General features: G+C 69.5%; 24 protein-coding genes and 1 tRNA gene. 24 read left to right on the plus strand and 1 reads right to left on the minus strand.

The window, feature by feature from the left end; translation table 11 throughout:
• The 24 genes from WC493_RS17800 to WC493_RS17915 form a co-directional block, all read left to right on the plus strand.
• The coding region (locus WC493_RS17800; protein ID WP_373066990.1) for a hypothetical protein at nucleotides 1-287 on the plus strand (287 nt) is incomplete at its 5' end.
• 132 nt (nucleotides 288-419) lie between these two features.
• Nucleotides 420-602 (plus strand): hypothetical protein, encoded by a 183-nt coding sequence (locus WC493_RS17805; RefSeq protein WP_373066991.1) that lies wholly within the window; start codon nucleotides 420-422, stop codon nucleotides 600-602.
• Nucleotides 603-686: 84 nt separating this feature from the next.
• A tRNA-Ser gene (locus WC493_RS17810) sits at nucleotides 687-773 on the plus strand.
• A gap of 552 nt (nucleotides 774-1,325) precedes the next feature.
• Complete coding sequence (locus WC493_RS17815; RefSeq protein ID WP_373066992.1) at nucleotides 1,326-1,631, plus strand: hypothetical protein; 306 nt, start codon at nucleotides 1,326-1,328, stop codon at nucleotides 1,629-1,631.
• The gene (locus WC493_RS17820; protein ID WP_373066994.1) at nucleotides 1,628-3,682 is read left to right on the plus strand and encodes an AAA family ATPase; all 2,055 of its coding nucleotides are present in this window, start codon (nucleotides 1,628-1,630) and stop codon (nucleotides 3,680-3,682) included. Before WC493_RS17815 ends, WC493_RS17820 begins: the two co-directional genes overlap by 4 nt.
• Before the next feature lie 21 nt (nucleotides 3,683-3,703).
• Nucleotides 3,704-4,255, plus strand: a complete 552-nt coding sequence (locus tag WC493_RS17825) for a hypothetical protein (protein ID WP_373066995.1) — start codon at nucleotides 3,704-3,706, stop codon at nucleotides 4,253-4,255.
• 63 nt (nucleotides 4,256-4,318) lie between these two features.
• Nucleotides 4,319-4,711, plus strand: coding sequence for a hypothetical protein (locus WC493_RS17830; RefSeq protein ID WP_373066996.1), 393 nt, complete (start codon nucleotides 4,319-4,321; stop codon nucleotides 4,709-4,711).
• 54 nt (nucleotides 4,712-4,765) lie between these two features.
• Entirely contained in the window at nucleotides 4,766-5,812 is a 1,047-nt protein-coding gene (locus WC493_RS17835) for a hypothetical protein (protein ID WP_373066998.1), read from the plus strand.
• Nucleotides 5,813-5,877: 65 nt separating this feature from the next.
• Nucleotides 5,878-6,414 carry a hypothetical protein gene (locus tag WC493_RS17840; protein WP_373066999.1) on the plus strand — a complete coding sequence of 179 codons (537 nt, stop codon included), beginning with the start codon at nucleotides 5,878-5,880 and terminating at the stop codon, nucleotides 6,412-6,414.
• Nucleotide 6,415: 1 nt separating this feature from the next.
• A complete protein-coding gene (locus tag WC493_RS17845) occupies nucleotides 6,416-7,390 on the plus strand; it encodes a peptidoglycan-binding domain-containing protein (RefSeq protein ID WP_373067001.1) in 975 nt (324 codons plus the stop codon).
• The gene (locus WC493_RS17850) at nucleotides 7,387-7,644 is read left to right on the plus strand and encodes a hypothetical protein (protein ID WP_373067002.1); all 258 of its coding nucleotides are present in this window, start codon (nucleotides 7,387-7,389) and stop codon (nucleotides 7,642-7,644) included. Before WC493_RS17845 ends, WC493_RS17850 begins: the two co-directional genes overlap by 4 nt.
• Nucleotides 7,645-7,740: 96 nt before the next feature.
• Nucleotides 7,741-8,112 carry a hypothetical protein gene (locus WC493_RS17855; protein ID WP_373067003.1) on the plus strand — a complete coding sequence of 124 codons (372 nt, stop codon included), beginning with the start codon at nucleotides 7,741-7,743 and terminating at the stop codon, nucleotides 8,110-8,112.
• Nucleotides 8,113-8,162: 50 nt separating this feature from the next.
• Nucleotides 8,163-8,630, plus strand: coding sequence for a hypothetical protein (locus WC493_RS17860; protein ID WP_373067004.1), 468 nt, complete (start codon nucleotides 8,163-8,165; stop codon nucleotides 8,628-8,630).
• Nucleotides 8,627-8,992: a hypothetical protein gene (locus WC493_RS17865; protein WP_373067005.1), complete on the plus strand. Its 366-nt coding sequence runs from the start codon at nucleotides 8,627-8,629 to the stop codon at nucleotides 8,990-8,992. Before WC493_RS17860 ends, WC493_RS17865 begins: the two co-directional genes overlap by 4 nt.
• A 10-nt stretch (nucleotides 8,993-9,002) precedes the next feature.
• Nucleotides 9,003-9,320: a hypothetical protein gene (locus WC493_RS17870; protein WP_373067007.1), complete on the plus strand. Its 318-nt coding sequence runs from the start codon at nucleotides 9,003-9,005 to the stop codon at nucleotides 9,318-9,320.
• Nucleotides 9,320-9,604 (plus strand): hypothetical protein, encoded by a 285-nt coding sequence (locus WC493_RS17875; protein ID WP_373067008.1) that lies wholly within the window; start codon nucleotides 9,320-9,322, stop codon nucleotides 9,602-9,604. The genes WC493_RS17870 and WC493_RS17875 overlap by 1 nt, the downstream gene beginning before the upstream one ends.
• Nucleotides 9,601-10,563: a hypothetical protein gene (locus WC493_RS17880; protein ID WP_373067009.1), complete on the plus strand. Its 963-nt coding sequence runs from the start codon at nucleotides 9,601-9,603 to the stop codon at nucleotides 10,561-10,563. Before WC493_RS17875 ends, WC493_RS17880 begins: the two co-directional genes overlap by 4 nt.
• Before the next feature lie 4 nt (nucleotides 10,564-10,567).
• Complete coding sequence (locus WC493_RS17885; RefSeq protein ID WP_373067010.1) at nucleotides 10,568-10,822, plus strand: hypothetical protein; 255 nt, start codon at nucleotides 10,568-10,570, stop codon at nucleotides 10,820-10,822.
• Nucleotides 10,806-11,045: a hypothetical protein gene (locus WC493_RS17890; RefSeq protein WP_373067011.1), complete on the plus strand. Its 240-nt coding sequence runs from the start codon at nucleotides 10,806-10,808 to the stop codon at nucleotides 11,043-11,045. The genes WC493_RS17885 and WC493_RS17890 overlap by 17 nt, the downstream gene beginning before the upstream one ends.
• Nucleotides 11,045-11,302, plus strand: a complete 258-nt coding sequence (locus WC493_RS17895) for a hypothetical protein (protein WP_373067013.1) — start codon at nucleotides 11,045-11,047, stop codon at nucleotides 11,300-11,302. Before WC493_RS17890 ends, WC493_RS17895 begins: the two co-directional genes overlap by 1 nt.
• On the plus strand, nucleotides 11,289-11,795 hold the full coding sequence (locus WC493_RS17900) for a reverse transcriptase-like protein (protein ID WP_373067014.1): 507 nt from the start codon (nucleotides 11,289-11,291) through the stop codon (nucleotides 11,793-11,795). The genes WC493_RS17895 and WC493_RS17900 overlap by 14 nt, the downstream gene beginning before the upstream one ends.
• Before the next feature lie 357 nt (nucleotides 11,796-12,152).
• Nucleotides 12,153-12,380, plus strand: a complete 228-nt coding sequence (locus tag WC493_RS17905; protein WP_373067015.1) for a hypothetical protein — start codon at nucleotides 12,153-12,155, stop codon at nucleotides 12,378-12,380.
• Between the two features lie 3 nt (nucleotides 12,381-12,383).
• Nucleotides 12,384-12,665 (plus strand): hypothetical protein, encoded by a 282-nt coding sequence (locus WC493_RS17910; RefSeq protein ID WP_373067016.1) that lies wholly within the window; start codon nucleotides 12,384-12,386, stop codon nucleotides 12,663-12,665.
• A complete protein-coding gene (locus WC493_RS17915) occupies nucleotides 12,662-13,000 on the plus strand; it encodes a hypothetical protein (protein ID WP_373067018.1) in 339 nt (112 codons plus the stop codon). Before WC493_RS17910 ends, WC493_RS17915 begins: the two co-directional genes overlap by 4 nt.
• Nucleotides 13,001-13,261: 261 nt before the next feature.
• On the opposite strand, the gene WC493_RS17920 is transcribed toward WC493_RS17915, so the two are convergent.
• Complete coding sequence (locus tag WC493_RS17920) at nucleotides 13,262-13,570, minus strand: HNH endonuclease (RefSeq protein WP_373067019.1); 309 nt, start codon at nucleotides 13,568-13,570, stop codon at nucleotides 13,262-13,264.
• Nucleotides 13,571-14,113 lie beyond the last annotated feature (543 nt).

The following is a 14,113-nucleotide window of genomic DNA, read 5'->3' on the forward strand; positions in this document are numbered from 1 at the left end:
AGGTGATGTTCGATCGCTGCGTGCACTGCGGCGTGCGGTTCGGTGTGCTGGTGCCGGATCGCCGGGCGCCTCCGAAGCCACCGCGTGGGCTGGATCCGCGGCGGGACGCCTTCAACAAGGCCAAGGCCGCGCGTGAAGTGCGCGAGGATCAGCGATCGCTGGATCGTGCGCAGCGGCGGCTGGATCGGACGCGGCGTGCGCAACTGGCTCGCTGGGGCGCGCTGGGCGCGCACAACCGTCCGCGTGGGCTGGGCCAGCAGTACGGGCGGCACTTCGCCGGGGCGTGACCGGTGCGGCGTAGCTGCCGCGGGCGTTGCCCTGGCGCGGTTTCCGCGCGGGGCTGACAGGCGGTACGTCAACCCGCCCCGGACGTGACAGCTGGCTGGACCCGGCCGCAAGAGGGCGAAGGAGCAAGGACCATGGGAGAGACGCTTCAGGATCAGGTCAAGAAGCTGCTGACGAACGAAGGCCTGCTGGCCGACGCGGCGAAGGCGGACAAGGGCAACAAGTCGGCGACGACGCGCGTGCGCCAGGCGCTGATGCAGCTGTCGAAGGACGCCAAGGCGCTGCGGGCGCAGATCGTCCCGGCCGGCGCCGAGTAGCAGACGCGGCGGGCTGCGCGCCCGCCTGCCAGACGCCGTCGGCCGGGCCACCGGGCCGAAGGGAAGCGATCCACAGGTGGTGCCGGGGAGATGGCCGAGTGGCTGATGGCGGCGGTCCCGAGAACCGCAGGGGCGTAACAGCCTCCACAGGTTCGAATCCTGTTCTCTCCGCCGAGGCGATCTGCGCGATCGCTGACCAGGCAGATCACGTCGGGCCGCACTCTACGGCTAGAGACGGCGTGAGAACCCGAACCCGGGCCGCCGGGGGACGGGGTGCTCAACAGGCGGTAAGTGCGCGAGGGCTGTCGCCTGGAGCTTCACTCCCCAGGGCGTGCGGCCATGAAGGGCGATCGGCCCTCGCGCCCGATCGAAGCGGTCCGCTGTGGATCGTTGCAGGATGCCCGAGAGCAAAGCCCGCAAGGGGCACCGACCGGTGGCGGATGCCAGACCGCCGGATCGCGGCAGCGGTTGGCGTTGCGCGGGTAGGGGGCTGCCGATCCCCCGCCGCGCCCGAACGAAGGAACGGTCCCCGGGTGTTCCGGGGATCCAGGGGATGGGGTATCGGCGGGGCTTCGGCCCCGATCCCGGATCGGCGGATCCGCCCCAGCGTACGGCCAGCTCACCAAGCGATCGGCCCATGCGCAGCCCGGCAACCGTGCCCGCGGGCCCACCGGCGCGGGATCCATGGGCGATCCGGTGGGGGCCACGAAAGGGAGGCGATCCATGCCGCAGACAAAGCCCAAGAAGCTCAGGCCTTGGCCGTGGACCGCGAAGCTGTCCGCCGACATCCACGCGCCCGATCTCCGGGCGACCTTTACCGCCCGCAAGGAACCGCACCCGTTCGCCAGCAAGACGGACGCGGAGACGTTCCTGCACCTGAGCCTCATGGGGCTGGCCGTGCTGTACGACCCCAGCCTGGACGCCGACGCCAAGGCCGCCAAGCGCCAAGTGCTGGGCGACAGATGCAAGGCGCTGCGCGAAGCCGGGGTGCGGGCTGTCGCTGAAGCTACCGCGGAGGCCACCCGATGATCCTGCGCCGACTGTCCCTGTGCGGGATCACCCGCTTCGACACCCAGGTGGATCTCGACTTCGAGGCGCTGGGTCCGGGCGTGATCGCCTTTGCCGGGGGCAACGGCGAGGGAAAGACGAGCATTCTCGAGAGTTGCGGCGGCGCCGCCCTCTTCCGTGAAATGCCGAGCCGCGATCCGAAGCCGCTGCACGCCCACACCCGCCCGGGTGGCGGCTGGGTGCAGCTGGACTTCGACATGGGCGCCGACAGCTACCAGTCCCGCGTCGAGGTGGACAAGAAAGGCGCCCAGGCGGCCTACCTGACGCGCAACGGCGAAGCGATCGTGTCGGGCAAGGTGCGCGAGTTCGATCAGCAGATCGGCAAGTTGATCGGCACGTCGGCGGCGTTCTACGCAAGCGTGTTCGGGCTGCAGGGCGGTGGCGGCAAGGTCGCGAGCCTGACCGTCGGCGACCGCAAGGCGATCTTCCGATGGTTCCTCGGCCTGGATCGGATCGCCAAGCTGCGGGATCAGGCAGCCAAGCGGCTGGCGTTGCTCGACGGCAAGGAAGTGGATCGGCTGGCGATCGAACTGCAGCGGATCCGCGACGACGTGACCACGCTGGACGCCAGCCTGCCGGATCTGCAGGCCGTGCTGGCCGAGGCCCAAGCCGACGCCACCGCGGCCAAGGTCGCCCGGGAAGCTGCGGCGGAAGCGATCACGCTGGTTGAACGGCGGGAAGCGGCGTTGCGCGAGATCCGGCGGCTGGACGGCGAGGTCGATCGCACGACGGCCGACGCGAAGGGCAAGCTGGCCGATCTGGATCTGGTCAAGGCCCGCGCCCCGGTGGATCCGGGCCCCGCGCCGGCCGATCCGGCGATCGTCCGCAAGGCACTGGACGCGGCCCGGGAAGCACAGCGCAAGCTGGAAGCCTTGCAGGCGGAGGCGCGGCGGCTGAACGATGCCGCGTCGCAGGCGGGACGGGACGCGGATCGCGCGTCACGATCGGCTGGCTTGCTGGCGAACGTGCCGTGCGGCGGCGTCGGCGCGTACGACGGATGCCAGTTCCTGCAAGACGCGGTGGCTTCGCGTGGGCAGCTGGACGGGCTTCGTGCGGCGGAGGCGACGGCCAAGGCCGCGGCGGTGAAGGCGTCCCGGGAAGCCCAGGCTGCGGCTGCCAACGTGCCCGACGTAGCCGCACTGCAGGCGGCGGTGCAGGCCGCGGATCAGGCGGTGCGCACGTGGCAGGCGGCCCGGCAGGCGTTCGCCAAGCACGCGACCGCGATCGCCACGGCTGACGCGTTGTACCGGGCGGCTGCGGCCAGCGCGATCCTTGCCCGCCGGACGCGCCAGAATGCCCCAGGAGCCCCGGAAGCTCCCGCGGTGGACGTGGGCAGCCTGAACGCCGCCGTCGAGGCCGCAGGGAAGGCCGTGGCGCGCGCAACGGGCGATCTCGAGCACGCCCGCGGGCAGGTGCAGGCGTTGCGGCGGCAGGCGGATCAGACCGAAGCCAAGCTCGGCAAGGCGCAGGACGCCGCGGCGGATCAGCCGGCGTTGCAGTTGCTGGTCAAGGCGCTGGGCCCCGACGGGATCCAGGCGTTCGAGATCGACGCGGCGGGTCCGCAAGTAGCCGGCATGGCGAACGATCTGTTGCTGGCCTGCTACGGCCCGCGGTTCACGGTCGAGATCCAGACGCAGCGGGCGATGCGATCCAAGGATGGCATGGACGAGGATCTGGAGATCATCGTCATGGACGCCGAGGCGGGCCGCAGCGGGCCGATCGGATCGCTGTCGGGCGGAGAACAGGTGATCGTGGACGAAGCGGTGCGGACGGCGCTCGCGATGTTCGCGGCCCGCCGGCTCGAAGCCCCGATCCGCACGTTGTTCCGGGATGAGTCCAGCGGGGCGTTGACGCCGGAGAACGCGCGGCGGTACGTGCAGATGCTTCGGCGGGCGGCGGAGATCGGGGACTTTCACCAGGTGCTGTTCGTTGCGCACGATCCGGACGTGATCGCGTGCGCGGACGTCGTGGTGCGGGTGGCGGGCGGATCGTACACGGTCGCGAGGCTGTAGCGGCGATCAACAGGAGCGACGATGAACTTGCAGGAATACCAGACCCTTGCGATGCGGACGATGAACCCCAGCCCGATCGTTCCGTCGATCGTGGTGGCCGCGCTTGGCTTGGCCGGCGAGGCGGCCGAGCTGCACGAAGCGGTTGACGATCGCGATCTGGCTCAGGTGCGGAAGGAAGCTGGCGATCTGGCCTGGTACATGGCGCTTGCGCTCCGCGAGATCTCCATGCCCTGGCCGGGCCCGGCCGAGTCTGAATCCGGGCTGGACGATGGGGCGGCAGATCGGGCGCGAAACGTGGGCCAGTTTGACGCCATGCGTCTGCACTTCGCTCGGTCGTTGATGATCTCCGCTGGGGAGATCTGCGAGGTGGTCAAGAAGCATGTCGCCCAAGGCCATCCGCTGGATCGCGGCGTCCTTTGCAACCGGCTGACGGATCTGCTGCATGACTGGATGACGGTGCTGGGGCAGCACGACATCGCGCCGTCGGCCTGCCTCGAGGCCAACGTCGCCAAGCTGGCAGCCCGCTACCCGGAAGGGTTCGCGGCGGATCGGAGCGTGGGGCGCGAGGGCTGAGGTCGCGAGGCTGTGATGGTGTGGGGCGTACAACCGCCGGCGATGCCGGCAAGGATGGGGGCGATGGCTGGACCGATGGGCGAGTGCTGCAAGGACAAGACGGCGGGGGTCGTGAACGGGATCACGGGCAGTGCCGATCTGCGCGAGACCCGCGAGACCCCGTTGCTCGATCGGCTGGCGTCGGGCGATCGCTACGTGGCGCTGGCGGACGGCCCGCGAGGCCAGGTCCGCTGGATGGGATCGGGCAACACGCCGGAAGCGGCGCTGCAGGAAACGAAGGACCGGCTGCGGTCGATCCACGAGGCGTGCGGCCACGACGGGCCGTTCGGTCAGATCGGCCCGTTCCGCGGCCAGGTGGTGATCGTGCGCGTCGAGTGGAACGTTGACGTGGCGGTGGACGTGCAGGAGACGCGGGCGGTCGCCGTCGGCGTGACGCCCCGGCGGCACCCGGCCTAGCTGGCGGATGCACCTTGGCTATTGTGCGCGTAGGATCCTCGCAGGAGGTGCCCTATGCGCGAACTGCTGTTGATCGTGGGGATCGTGTTGGCGGGCTGTGCGAGCGACCTGCCGGGTGACGAGTGGGTGGTGGGATCGGGAGACGTGCAGGTGGATCTGCAGGCGGACATGGCGGAAGCGGACGTGGCTGCCGATGACGTTGCCACCGTGGGCGACGCCCAGTCCGCCGATCTGCCGCCGGAGACCGCGGAAGCGGGCGAGTTGCCACCTGCCGAGGTGGCACCTGCCGAGGTGGCACCTGCCGAGGTGGCACCGCTGGACGGCCCGCCTGCCTGCGTGCCGGTTCCGGAAGCCTGCGACGGGCTGGACAACGACTGCGACGGGGGGACGGACGAAGCCACCTGCGACGACGGCAACGCCTGCACGGTCGACACGTGCGCCGGCGCGGCCGGCTGCACGTTCGATCCCACCGCCGCCGGCGCGTGCGACGACGGCGACGCGTGCACGGTTGGCGATGCTTGCAAGGACGGCAGCTGCGCGGGCGGGCCCCCGCCTGCGTGCGACGACGGCAACGTGTGCACGGTCGACAGCTGCGATCCCAAGTCGGGCTGCGTGCACGCCGACGCAGGCGCGGCCTGCGACGATGGCAACGCCTGCACCGCGGACACCTGCGACGCGGTGAAGGGGTGCACGAATGCGCCGGTGGCCGTGGGGACTGCGTGCGACGACGGCGACGCCTGCACTTCCGATGACGCTTGCGGTGCGGCCGGCGCGTGCTCCGGGGCGATGAAGGACTGCAACGACGGCAACCCGTGCACAACCAAGTGGTGCGCGCAAGGCGCGTGCGTCGTTGTGGGCTGCACCGACAACAACCCGTGCACGGTCGACACGTGCAAGGCGTCCGGGTGCAAGTTCTCGCCGGGGGTGAACGGGAAGGCTTGCGACGCGGACGGCAGCGCGTGCACCCCGAACGACGTGTGCGTGAACGGCAAGTGCAACGTCAGCGCGCAGTTGGACTGCGACGACAAGAACGCGTGCACGACGGACAGTTGCGACAAGGCGGCCGGGTGCATCCACGCCCCGATCGCGGGGTGCAAGTAGAACGGGCGATCGGATCCGGCACGGGTGTGTCAGGTGCATCGCCTGCAGTGCAAGGGGAGACGGCGATGCAGGGACAGCAGTTGGATCCGACGATCTACTTCCTGGGGCGGTGTGAGCAGAAGGGCGGCGGCCTGGCCGGCTTCGGCGAGATCACGGTCAAGTTCGCGTCGGAGGATCTGCCGGAGCGGGCGGGTGACCTCTACCTGTCGCAGGAAGGGCGGATCAGCCGTGCGGCCGAGGGGGTCTACGATCTGCAGCTGCTGACGCTGCAGGATCCGGCGGAAGGCGAGCCGTGGCCGCGCTGGGAAGAGATCCTCGATCCCTACGCCAACCCGTACGTGAACGTCGAGGACCTCGGCCGGGTGGAGCTGGTGCGCGAAGGCGGATCGTGCAAGGCCGGCGTGCGCGGCTACACGTTCACGCTGCAGATGGTCGTGGCGACGAAGGTCGCGGCCGACTTCGACGATCTGCTGAACGCTTCGCACGACGGTGCGGCGGTGCTGTGCCGGCGCCGGCTGGCGCTGTTCCTCGCCGGCCAGTACAAGTGCGTGTTGGCGCTGCGGGATCCGCAGATGGATCTGCCGCTCGCCGACGCGGAGTAGCGTGGAAGACCTCGCCGATCTCAACCGCCGGAGCTCCGCCTTGTACGGGTGGGGCCCGGCGGACTTCGGCGCTCCAGCCTTCGACGATCGCTTGGTCGAGGCGGTGCGGGCATTCCAGCGCGATCGGATCATCGAGGAAACGGGCGTTGTCGATCGCACGACGTTCCGGGTGTTGCTTGAGCAGCGCAAGGTGGCCGAGATCGCCGCGGAAGACGAAGTGGAACGCCGCCGGGCGTCGCAGGCAGGGCTGGGCTACGGCGACGACGCGGAGATCGCGCCGTTCGCCGGGCTGCGCGTGCAGATGCCACGATCGATGCAGCCGGCGCCGGTGCCGCCTGCGACAGGCCTGGTCTGCGACGTGCGTTGGGCACACTGCTTGCCGGATCCACCGCCAGTCGGGTTCGCCTGGGTGCCGACGCGATCGGATCTGGTGCAGCGGGTGGCGGCGGACGTGCGGGCGTTCGTGGCCCGGGCGCCGGTGATCGTGCTGGGGGTCGCAGATCGGACGATCGCCGAAGCCCAGGCCGACACAAGGCCGTTGCTGGCCGCCTTGGGTGCGCTGCGGGCAGCCGCGGGCGACGCGACGATCGCGCTGGGGGTGCGGATCGATCCGTTCCGGGATCCGCGGCGCCATGCCCTGCTGGAGGCCTTGCGGGGGCCGACGATCCTCGCTCCGTTCATCCCGCCGGACTTCGGCGGGCGGGATCCGGAAGGGTATCTGTCGCTGATGTTCACTCGCGGGGCGATGCACCTGGGCGTGCCGACGGCGCGATCGTTTCCGACGTTCGTACTGGACAGCGGCACCGATCCGGCGAAGATCACGCGTGCGCGGATCTTCTTGCGCAATCGGCAGCATCGGGGGCACGCGTACAGCTGGCCGATGACCGCCGATCAACATGCTGCCGCCTTCGGCCCGGTGCCGGATCGGGTGGTGGCGATCGATCCAGGCCCCTCTCGGCCTGCAAGGAAGTCATGACCGCTCCTGTAACTGCTGCCCCTCGGATCCCCAACGCGCTGAGCACGATCAAGGCCTTGATCGGACGCCGCGTCCGCTACGAAACCGTGTCGGGCACGATCCGCACGGGCCGCCTGACCGGCCTGCGCGTGCACCCGCTCAAGATCGGTGGATCGGTGTACGAGATCCCGTCCGAGCTGATCTGCGACAACGACGAAACCGACGCGACCGCGATCCTGGACGTGATCCGGATCGAAGTGATCCCTGCGGGCTGATCTGGCGCGGCGCAATAAGTATTGACAGCACGCGTGGGCTGGCGTAGATCTGTGGGCAACGGCGGCTGAAGCCGCCCCTGCCCCGGAGGATCCGCCATGCAGCTCCAGATCCAGATCATCGACGACGCTACCGGCGAGACGGTCGACACGTGCACGCTGGCGGAGTTCCTGGCAGCGAACGTGGACGACGACGACGTGTGCGACGCGGCCCGCGGGCTGAAGGTTGGCGAGTCGACGCTGATCGGCGGTGGCGCGGCCCCGCTGGTGCGGCTGGTCGGGATCGGGGGGAAGGCTGTCCCTTCGGACGCCATTCGCCGCAAGATCGAAGACGCCCGCTGGCGCGCCCAGCGGCACCTGTACCGCGGATCGGAGGCTCGCGAGCGAGGCGACGAAGCCATGGCGCGCTGGCACGACGAACGCGGGCAGAAGTGGCTGGACCTGATGAACAAGCTGGAAGGCAACGGCTGATCCGGTGCTTGCGCGGTGGCTGCCGCGTAGGATCTGGCGGAGGTGCTTCCATGCTGCGCGTGATCGTCGAATCCCCATACGCCGCGCCGACGCCGGAAGGTGTCGAGGCGAACGTGGCCTACGCCCGCAAGGCGATGCTGGACAGCCTGGGGCGCGGCGAAGCGCCCTACGCGTCGCATCTGCTGTTTCCGCAGGTGCTGGACGACGCCGACGCGGATCAGCGCAAGCGGGGGATCGAGGCCGGGCTGCTGTGGGGCGAGGCGGCAGCGATCACGGCGGTCTACGTCGACCGCGGGATCTCGACCGGGATGCTGCTTGGCGTCCAGGCGGCTGCATGGCGGCGCACGATCGAGGTCCGCTGGATCGAAGGCGAGATCGCGCCGATGGATCGCGAGTTCCGGCCGAACAACGGGCCGAAGCAGGTGGCAGCGGACTTCAAGGCGTTCGTGGCGGACGTCGAGGCCGAGATGGCCGAGACGATGGCCTGGGTCAACAGGCAGTCGAGGGCCACCCGATGACCGCCTGCACGATCTGCGACAGCGACAGGCATCCGCAAGACGCTGCGGGCGTGTGCGCCGGCTGCCGATCGCCGGATCGGTCCGCGCCGTCGACGGTGCTGACGATCGCGCTGGAAGCCGCGGTGCCGCTGCACATTCTCGGGATGCAGCGCATGCCGTGGCAGGAAGTGGAGCGGATCGCACACGAGTCGGCGGACATCGTGGCCGCCAAGGGCGACGATCTGCAGTTCGGCGGGCGGAAGGGATCGGCGGCGATGGCCTTCAACGGGCTGGCGCGAGGCCTGGCCGCGCTGGCGTTCTGCCCAGGCGGCGTGAAGTTCGCCGGGCTGCGGTTCGCCGCGTCACACCCGGATTTCGAGTAGGGAGGCGATCGTGGCTGACGGCAAGCGACAGCAGATCCTGGCCGAGATCGATCGGCTACTGGCGGAGTGCAACGCGCACCCGCAGGCCGACGTGGGGCTGCACCTGCTGCGCGTGCCGGTTGGAACGCGGGTGCTGACGCTTGAAGGCAGCACGCCGGCCGACGTCAAGAAGCACGGGCTGGATCAGCTGCGGGTGACGTTCGCCGGGCCGTCCCGGGACGCCATGGGCGACCTCGGCCGGCAGTTGGCGTGCATTGCGGCGTGGGGCTTGCCCAAGCCGGCGAAGGCGGCGAAGGGCGGCGGGCAGTCGCCGCTTTTGGAGGGCTGATGGCTGGCGCGGACGAACTGGGGCAGTTGCTGGGGGCGTTGCAGGCGGCAAGCCCGGACTCGCGGATCCTGATCCTGGATCTGCCAAGCGACGCGGTGCTGCGGCAGGTTGCGTGCAAGCGGGCGGATCCGGACAGCGTGAAGGTGCACTTGACGCTGACGATCGAGTCGCTGGACTCGATCGCGCTGCAAGAGATCGCGAAGCGGCTGGCGGCGTCGGCGGCGGCAAGCGAAGCCGCGCTGGCTGCCCGGAAGGCCGAGAAGGCCGAGGGAGCGGGAGCATGACTGCGACGATGGGGCCACGCGCGCTGCGTGCGGAAGTCGCTCGGCTGGAAGCCGAGCTTGCTGACGTGCAGGCGACCTCGGACGGCTACATGATCGGTATGTCGCAGCGCAAGCAAGAGCGCGACGACGCGCTGGCCGACGTCGAGACCTGGAAGCGGCAAGCCGGCAAGCTGGAGTCGGCGCTGCAAGGCATCGGCTACTACCTTGGGGCCCCGCCGGTCGACTGGGGCGAGATCCCGGCGATGGTGGACGCGCGCTTGACGCGGGACCGAAACGACTTGGCCGAGGCCCGCACCAAGATCGCGCAGCAGCAGACCGCGATCCTGGACGCCCGCGCCTACGCCGACGGCTTGCAGTCGGCGTGCGACACCATGCGTCCCGAACTGGAAGCCGCGCGTGCCGAGAACAAGCGGCTGAACGACTTGATCGGCCACCTCCGGGAGAAGTCGATCGAGAACGCCAAGCCACGCCCCGATCCCGCGCATTCCACCCCGTACGCCCACGGTCGCCAGGATCTCGCCAGGGAGATCCTGGGATCCATCAACGGCGGGGCGCTGGACGGCGTAGACGCCATGATCCGTGACCGCACGAACACCGTTTCGGGCCTCACGGCCGAGGTCGCACGGCTGACCGATCTGGCGGCGCACCGGCTGCGGACGTTGGACCGCAAGGCTGACGAGCACGCCGCCGAGATCGCCGCCAAGGACGCGAAGGCGGCCGAAGCGGATCGGCGGCTGACGGAATCCTTGGCGAGCGTGCACCGGTGCATGTGCACCGACGCACGGGATTGGAGCCTCGGCAAGCGCGACGCGTGGATCTACGGCGTGATCGTCGGCTGGGACGAAGCTGCGCTGGCCGAGGTCGCGAAGCGGCACCAGTGGCCAGCGGAAGACGTGGATCGGCTGCGGAAGTTGCACGCCGAAGTGGCACGGCGCAAGCCGGTGGATCCTTGGGAGTAGGCGCATGGCGACGTTGCCGAAGATCGTGGTGCACGTGCGGATCGTGTCGATCCGCAAGGTGCGGTGGAAGACGTGGCGGATCACGTTTGGCTTCCGCTTCCCATCCCGCCGCGAGATCCGAAGGCGGGTGGTGATCGTCGGCATGCACGGCGCCGAGGTCCGCCGGAAGGCCTGGGAGACGTTGCGGACCCTGCCCGACGGCCCGATCGTGCCGATCAAGGTGACGACGAAGGAGACGACGCATGCCGACGCAACGTGAACGGCAGCTCGATCAACGCGTGCAGCAGCTCGAGGTCGAGAACTTCAACCTGAAGCACCCCGTGGGTACGCTGGTGCGCTACTGGCGCGGGGCACGGGAAGGCCAGCCAAGCGGCGAAGGGCCGACGACGTATGCGGCCGAGCTGATGGGTGGTCACACTGGCGTGGTCTGGATCGAAGGCTGCCGGGGCTGCATCGCGCTTTCGCACGTCGAGGTGGGCTGATGAAGCTGCGGGATCGGGTGGTCAACTGGTGCTGGGGGCGATCGCTTGCCGACGTCGCGGTGTGGTGCTGCCTCGGATCGCTGTTCTTGCTGGCGGCCTGGCTGATCGTGGCCGCGTCGCTGGATCCGTGCACGTGCGTCCGGTCGCATACGGCGCTGATCTGGCAGTACAACGCCGCGACCAAGACGATGATCCCGCAGCCGCTGGTGATTTGCGATCAGGAGATCTGCCCGGTGGACGGCGATGCAGGGCGGTAGGGCGGACCGGACGTGGATCACGGCCTACACGGACGCGAGTTGGCACGAAGGCGATCGGCGGGGAGGGTGGGCGCTGTGGATCAGGACCGACGACACGCAGTTGTGCAGGTGGGGGCCGACGCCGGCCAAGGCGAGATCGAGCCTGCACGCCGAAGCTGCGGCGGTGTTTGCGGCGGTGCACACGGCTGCGCCGATGTTCGCCCAGGCGGCGGGCATGACGGTGAAGACGGACTGCCAGGCGGTGGTGGATGCCTTCGACGGCCGGTGCAGCGATCCGTTGGTCCGCGAGTGGCTGGATCGGTGCGGAACGATCGCGAGGGCAGCGGGGATCTCGCTGCGGCTGGCCTGGGTGAAGGGGCACCAGCCGAAGGGCAAGAACACGGGATCGTGGCTGAACAACGTGGTGGACGATCGGGCGCGCAAGGCGCGGCTGACGCAGCGATCGGGCGGCTGGCGGCGGACGGTGCAGCGGACGACACCCGCGGCGCCGTGACCCGCCAGCGCTACCGCGGCCGGATGGTGAAGGTGCGTCACGGCCACCTGGACGCCAAGGATTGCCCGTGGGCGCGTGGGCAGGTGTTCACCTGCCCGCGGTGCAAGCGGGTGGCCTGCTACTGCTTCGGCGGCGAAGGGCGGCTGTGCGACGACTGCCGCGGCCAGGTCGAGGCTGCGAAGGATCGCGCACGGGCCCGGAAGGCGGGCAAGGGAAGGGCGGCATGACGGCGAAATGGTGGCAGGGGGTGTTGGATCGGCGGCGCGCAATGCTGATCGACCCGCCGCGTACACCAGCGGATCCGCCCGCGTAGGATCTGGCTGAGCGATCTGAAGCTATTGCTCGCGGGAGGTGATCGTGGCGGCACCTGACTACAACCTCGTGATCCAGCGCAAGGCGCCTGCCGGCACCGATCCGCGCGACAACAAGGCCCCGACGATCAACGTCGGCGCCGGGTTCAGCAACGGCAAGACGGTGCTGATCCAGGTGGATGACGGCGTGGTGATCGACTGGCGGATGATGGAGACGCACCGGCTGATCCTGTTCCCCCGCAAGCCGTACAAGAACGGCGGCAAGGAGGGCTGATCGATGTACCTGCGCCGGGCAACGCCGATCGGCGAGTGCGTTCACGGCGGGCGCAGGTGCCTCGCGTGCCTGCGGCGGGCGCTGGAAGTGCAGTTGACGCTGCGGCGGGAGTTGTCGACGCCCACGGGCAAGCTGGCGCGCCTGGGCGCGACGACGGGCGGCCCTGCGGCCTGGGCGGCGACGTGCGACGACAAGATCGCATTGCTGCTGTGCGAGCTGGTGACGGGGCTGCCGCACGATTCGCTGGTGATCTGGCTGCGGATCGGGAAGTGGAACAAGCAATGACCTCTGTCCGCACCAGCAGCCCGCCACCGCTGCCCGTGTCGCTGCCGCCGGCTGGCGAAGCGGAGATCGACGTGTACCCGTCGCGGGGCAAGACGGTGAAGCTGGCGGTGTGGGATCACGGCGGCGAGGTGATCGCGGTGGGGCTGACGCCGGAAGCGGCGCGCGAGATCGCGGTGGATCTGGTGCAGGCTGCCGACGTGGCCGAAGGGCTGTGGGTGAAGACGCCCACGGCTGCAGACGTGCGCGCGGGCTACCGGGAAGCGGAACGTGCGGCGTACGCGCGGCGGGCTGCCGAGGGTGAAGACGATGACGATGGCGAAGCTGATGAAGGCTGAAGGCGATCGCGACGTGTTCGATCGGGTCTACCGGATGCTGGCGGAACGGGGCGCGGGTCGGACGGCTGACGCCCGCAGTGGACGTACGTCGCGGCCAAGACGGTGATGTACACCGTGGCCGCCGTGCTGACCGCTGTTCTCGCCCTGCCGTGGCTGGCTGCGGTGCTGATCGCGTGGCTGGTGCCGGCCTGGATCGTCCTGCGGCTGATCGGGCTGGCCTGACCGCATCCGCCCCAAAGCGGCCCAAGGAAACCCAGGCAGCTACTGCCGCAACGCAAGGTGCTTGGGCCGGCAGCACAGTGCATTGCCGCAAGACTGCACGACGTCAGCAGCACCAGGATCACGGCCACGAGACAGGATCCACGCAACACGGTGTGCAGGCATGGACGTACGTGCACGCACCCCGTCCACCGTCGGCCCGGCGATCGACATCACCCCACGGCCCTTGCGGTTGACCACCCCGCGCCACACCCAACACTCGCCGGATCGATCCACCCGCCCCCAGAACCGATCGCTGAAAGCCTTACCTGCCCCCAACAGCAACCCGACGCCCATGGCAACACCTGTCATGCTCGCAACGGCAAGCCCCGATCATGCTGTCATGCTCCGCCCCGGAAGCGCAACCCGCTAGCTGTCATGCTCTAGAGCATGACAGGCGGAGCATGACAGACAATCCGGCAAGCAGATCCAGATCGCCACCCGCCCCAAAGCGGCCGACGAAAACTGCCGGGGAGGGGATCACGGTAGAGACGATGAACGTACGTACCCACATGCACCCGCCCCCACGCTCCTGCCACGCCCTACACGCCACCCTGCCAGGGTAGATGCCTACCGTCCCGGCAACCGTGCCTGTGACGCTTGCAGGGCACGATCCGAGGCCAGATCCCGATCCACCCTGCCGCCAGCTATGCGGATCAGTTTTTCCCCCGACCCGTCCGGCCAACCGTCGCGGCATGTAAACTGCCAGCATCCCGCACACTTGCGGTCGGCTACCCGCCGCGGCCAGATCGGGCAGCGAAAGGGCCGCCCCCCGCGCGGTTCCTGACCGTTCGGTCAAGATCTGCCAGCCCCCACGATCCACCGCCAGCTCGCCAAACCGTTGTCACAAGAGCA

Source organism: Zavarzinia sp. (assembly GCF_041650655.1).
GTDB lineage: Bacteria > Pseudomonadota > Alphaproteobacteria > Zavarziniales > Zavarziniaceae > Zavarzinia.

Coding starts and splice junctions, on each gene's coding strand:
- WC493_RS17855 (WP_373067003.1), top strand. CDS start 7,741: ATGCAGCTCCAGATCCAGATCATCGACGACGCTACCGGCGAGACGGTC.
- WC493_RS17840 (WP_373066999.1), top strand. CDS start 5,878: ATGCAGGGACAGCAGTTGGATCCGACGATCTACTTCCTGGGGCGGTGT.
- WC493_RS17805 (WP_373066991.1), top strand. CDS start 420: ATGGGAGAGACGCTTCAGGATCAGGTCAAGAAGCTGCTGACGAACGAA.
- WC493_RS17895 (WP_373067013.1), top strand. CDS start 11,045: ATGAAGCTGCGGGATCGGGTGGTCAACTGGTGCTGGGGGCGATCGCTT.
- WC493_RS17830 (WP_373066996.1), top strand. CDS start 4,319: ATGGCTGGACCGATGGGCGAGTGCTGCAAGGACAAGACGGCGGGGGTC.
- WC493_RS17875 (WP_373067008.1), top strand. CDS start 9,320: ATGGCTGGCGCGGACGAACTGGGGCAGTTGCTGGGGGCGTTGCAGGCG.
- WC493_RS17865 (WP_373067005.1), top strand. CDS start 8,627: ATGACCGCCTGCACGATCTGCGACAGCGACAGGCATCCGCAAGACGCT.
- WC493_RS17890 (WP_373067011.1), top strand. CDS start 10,806: ATGCCGACGCAACGTGAACGGCAGCTCGATCAACGCGTGCAGCAGCTC.
- WC493_RS17815 (WP_373066992.1), top strand. CDS start 1,326: ATGCCGCAGACAAAGCCCAAGAAGCTCAGGCCTTGGCCGTGGACCGCG.
- WC493_RS17835 (WP_373066998.1), top strand. CDS start 4,766: ATGCGCGAACTGCTGTTGATCGTGGGGATCGTGTTGGCGGGCTGTGCG.
- WC493_RS17885 (WP_373067010.1), top strand. CDS start 10,568: ATGGCGACGTTGCCGAAGATCGTGGTGCACGTGCGGATCGTGTCGATC.
- WC493_RS17920 (WP_373067019.1), bottom strand. CDS start 13,570: ATGACAGGTGTTGCCATGGGCGTCGGGTTGCTGTTGGGGGCAGGTAAG.
- WC493_RS17880 (WP_373067009.1), top strand. CDS start 9,601: ATGACTGCGACGATGGGGCCACGCGCGCTGCGTGCGGAAGTCGCTCGG.
- WC493_RS17900 (WP_373067014.1), top strand. CDS start 11,289: ATGCAGGGCGGTAGGGCGGACCGGACGTGGATCACGGCCTACACGGAC.
- WC493_RS17860 (WP_373067004.1), top strand. CDS start 8,163: ATGCTGCGCGTGATCGTCGAATCCCCATACGCCGCGCCGACGCCGGAA.
- WC493_RS17910 (WP_373067016.1), top strand. CDS start 12,384: ATGTACCTGCGCCGGGCAACGCCGATCGGCGAGTGCGTTCACGGCGGG.
- WC493_RS17915 (WP_373067018.1), top strand. CDS start 12,662: ATGACCTCTGTCCGCACCAGCAGCCCGCCACCGCTGCCCGTGTCGCTG.
- WC493_RS17850 (WP_373067002.1), top strand. CDS start 7,387: ATGACCGCTCCTGTAACTGCTGCCCCTCGGATCCCCAACGCGCTGAGC.
- WC493_RS17820 (WP_373066994.1), top strand. CDS start 1,628: ATGATCCTGCGCCGACTGTCCCTGTGCGGGATCACCCGCTTCGACACC.
- WC493_RS17825 (WP_373066995.1), top strand. CDS start 3,704: ATGAACTTGCAGGAATACCAGACCCTTGCGATGCGGACGATGAACCCC.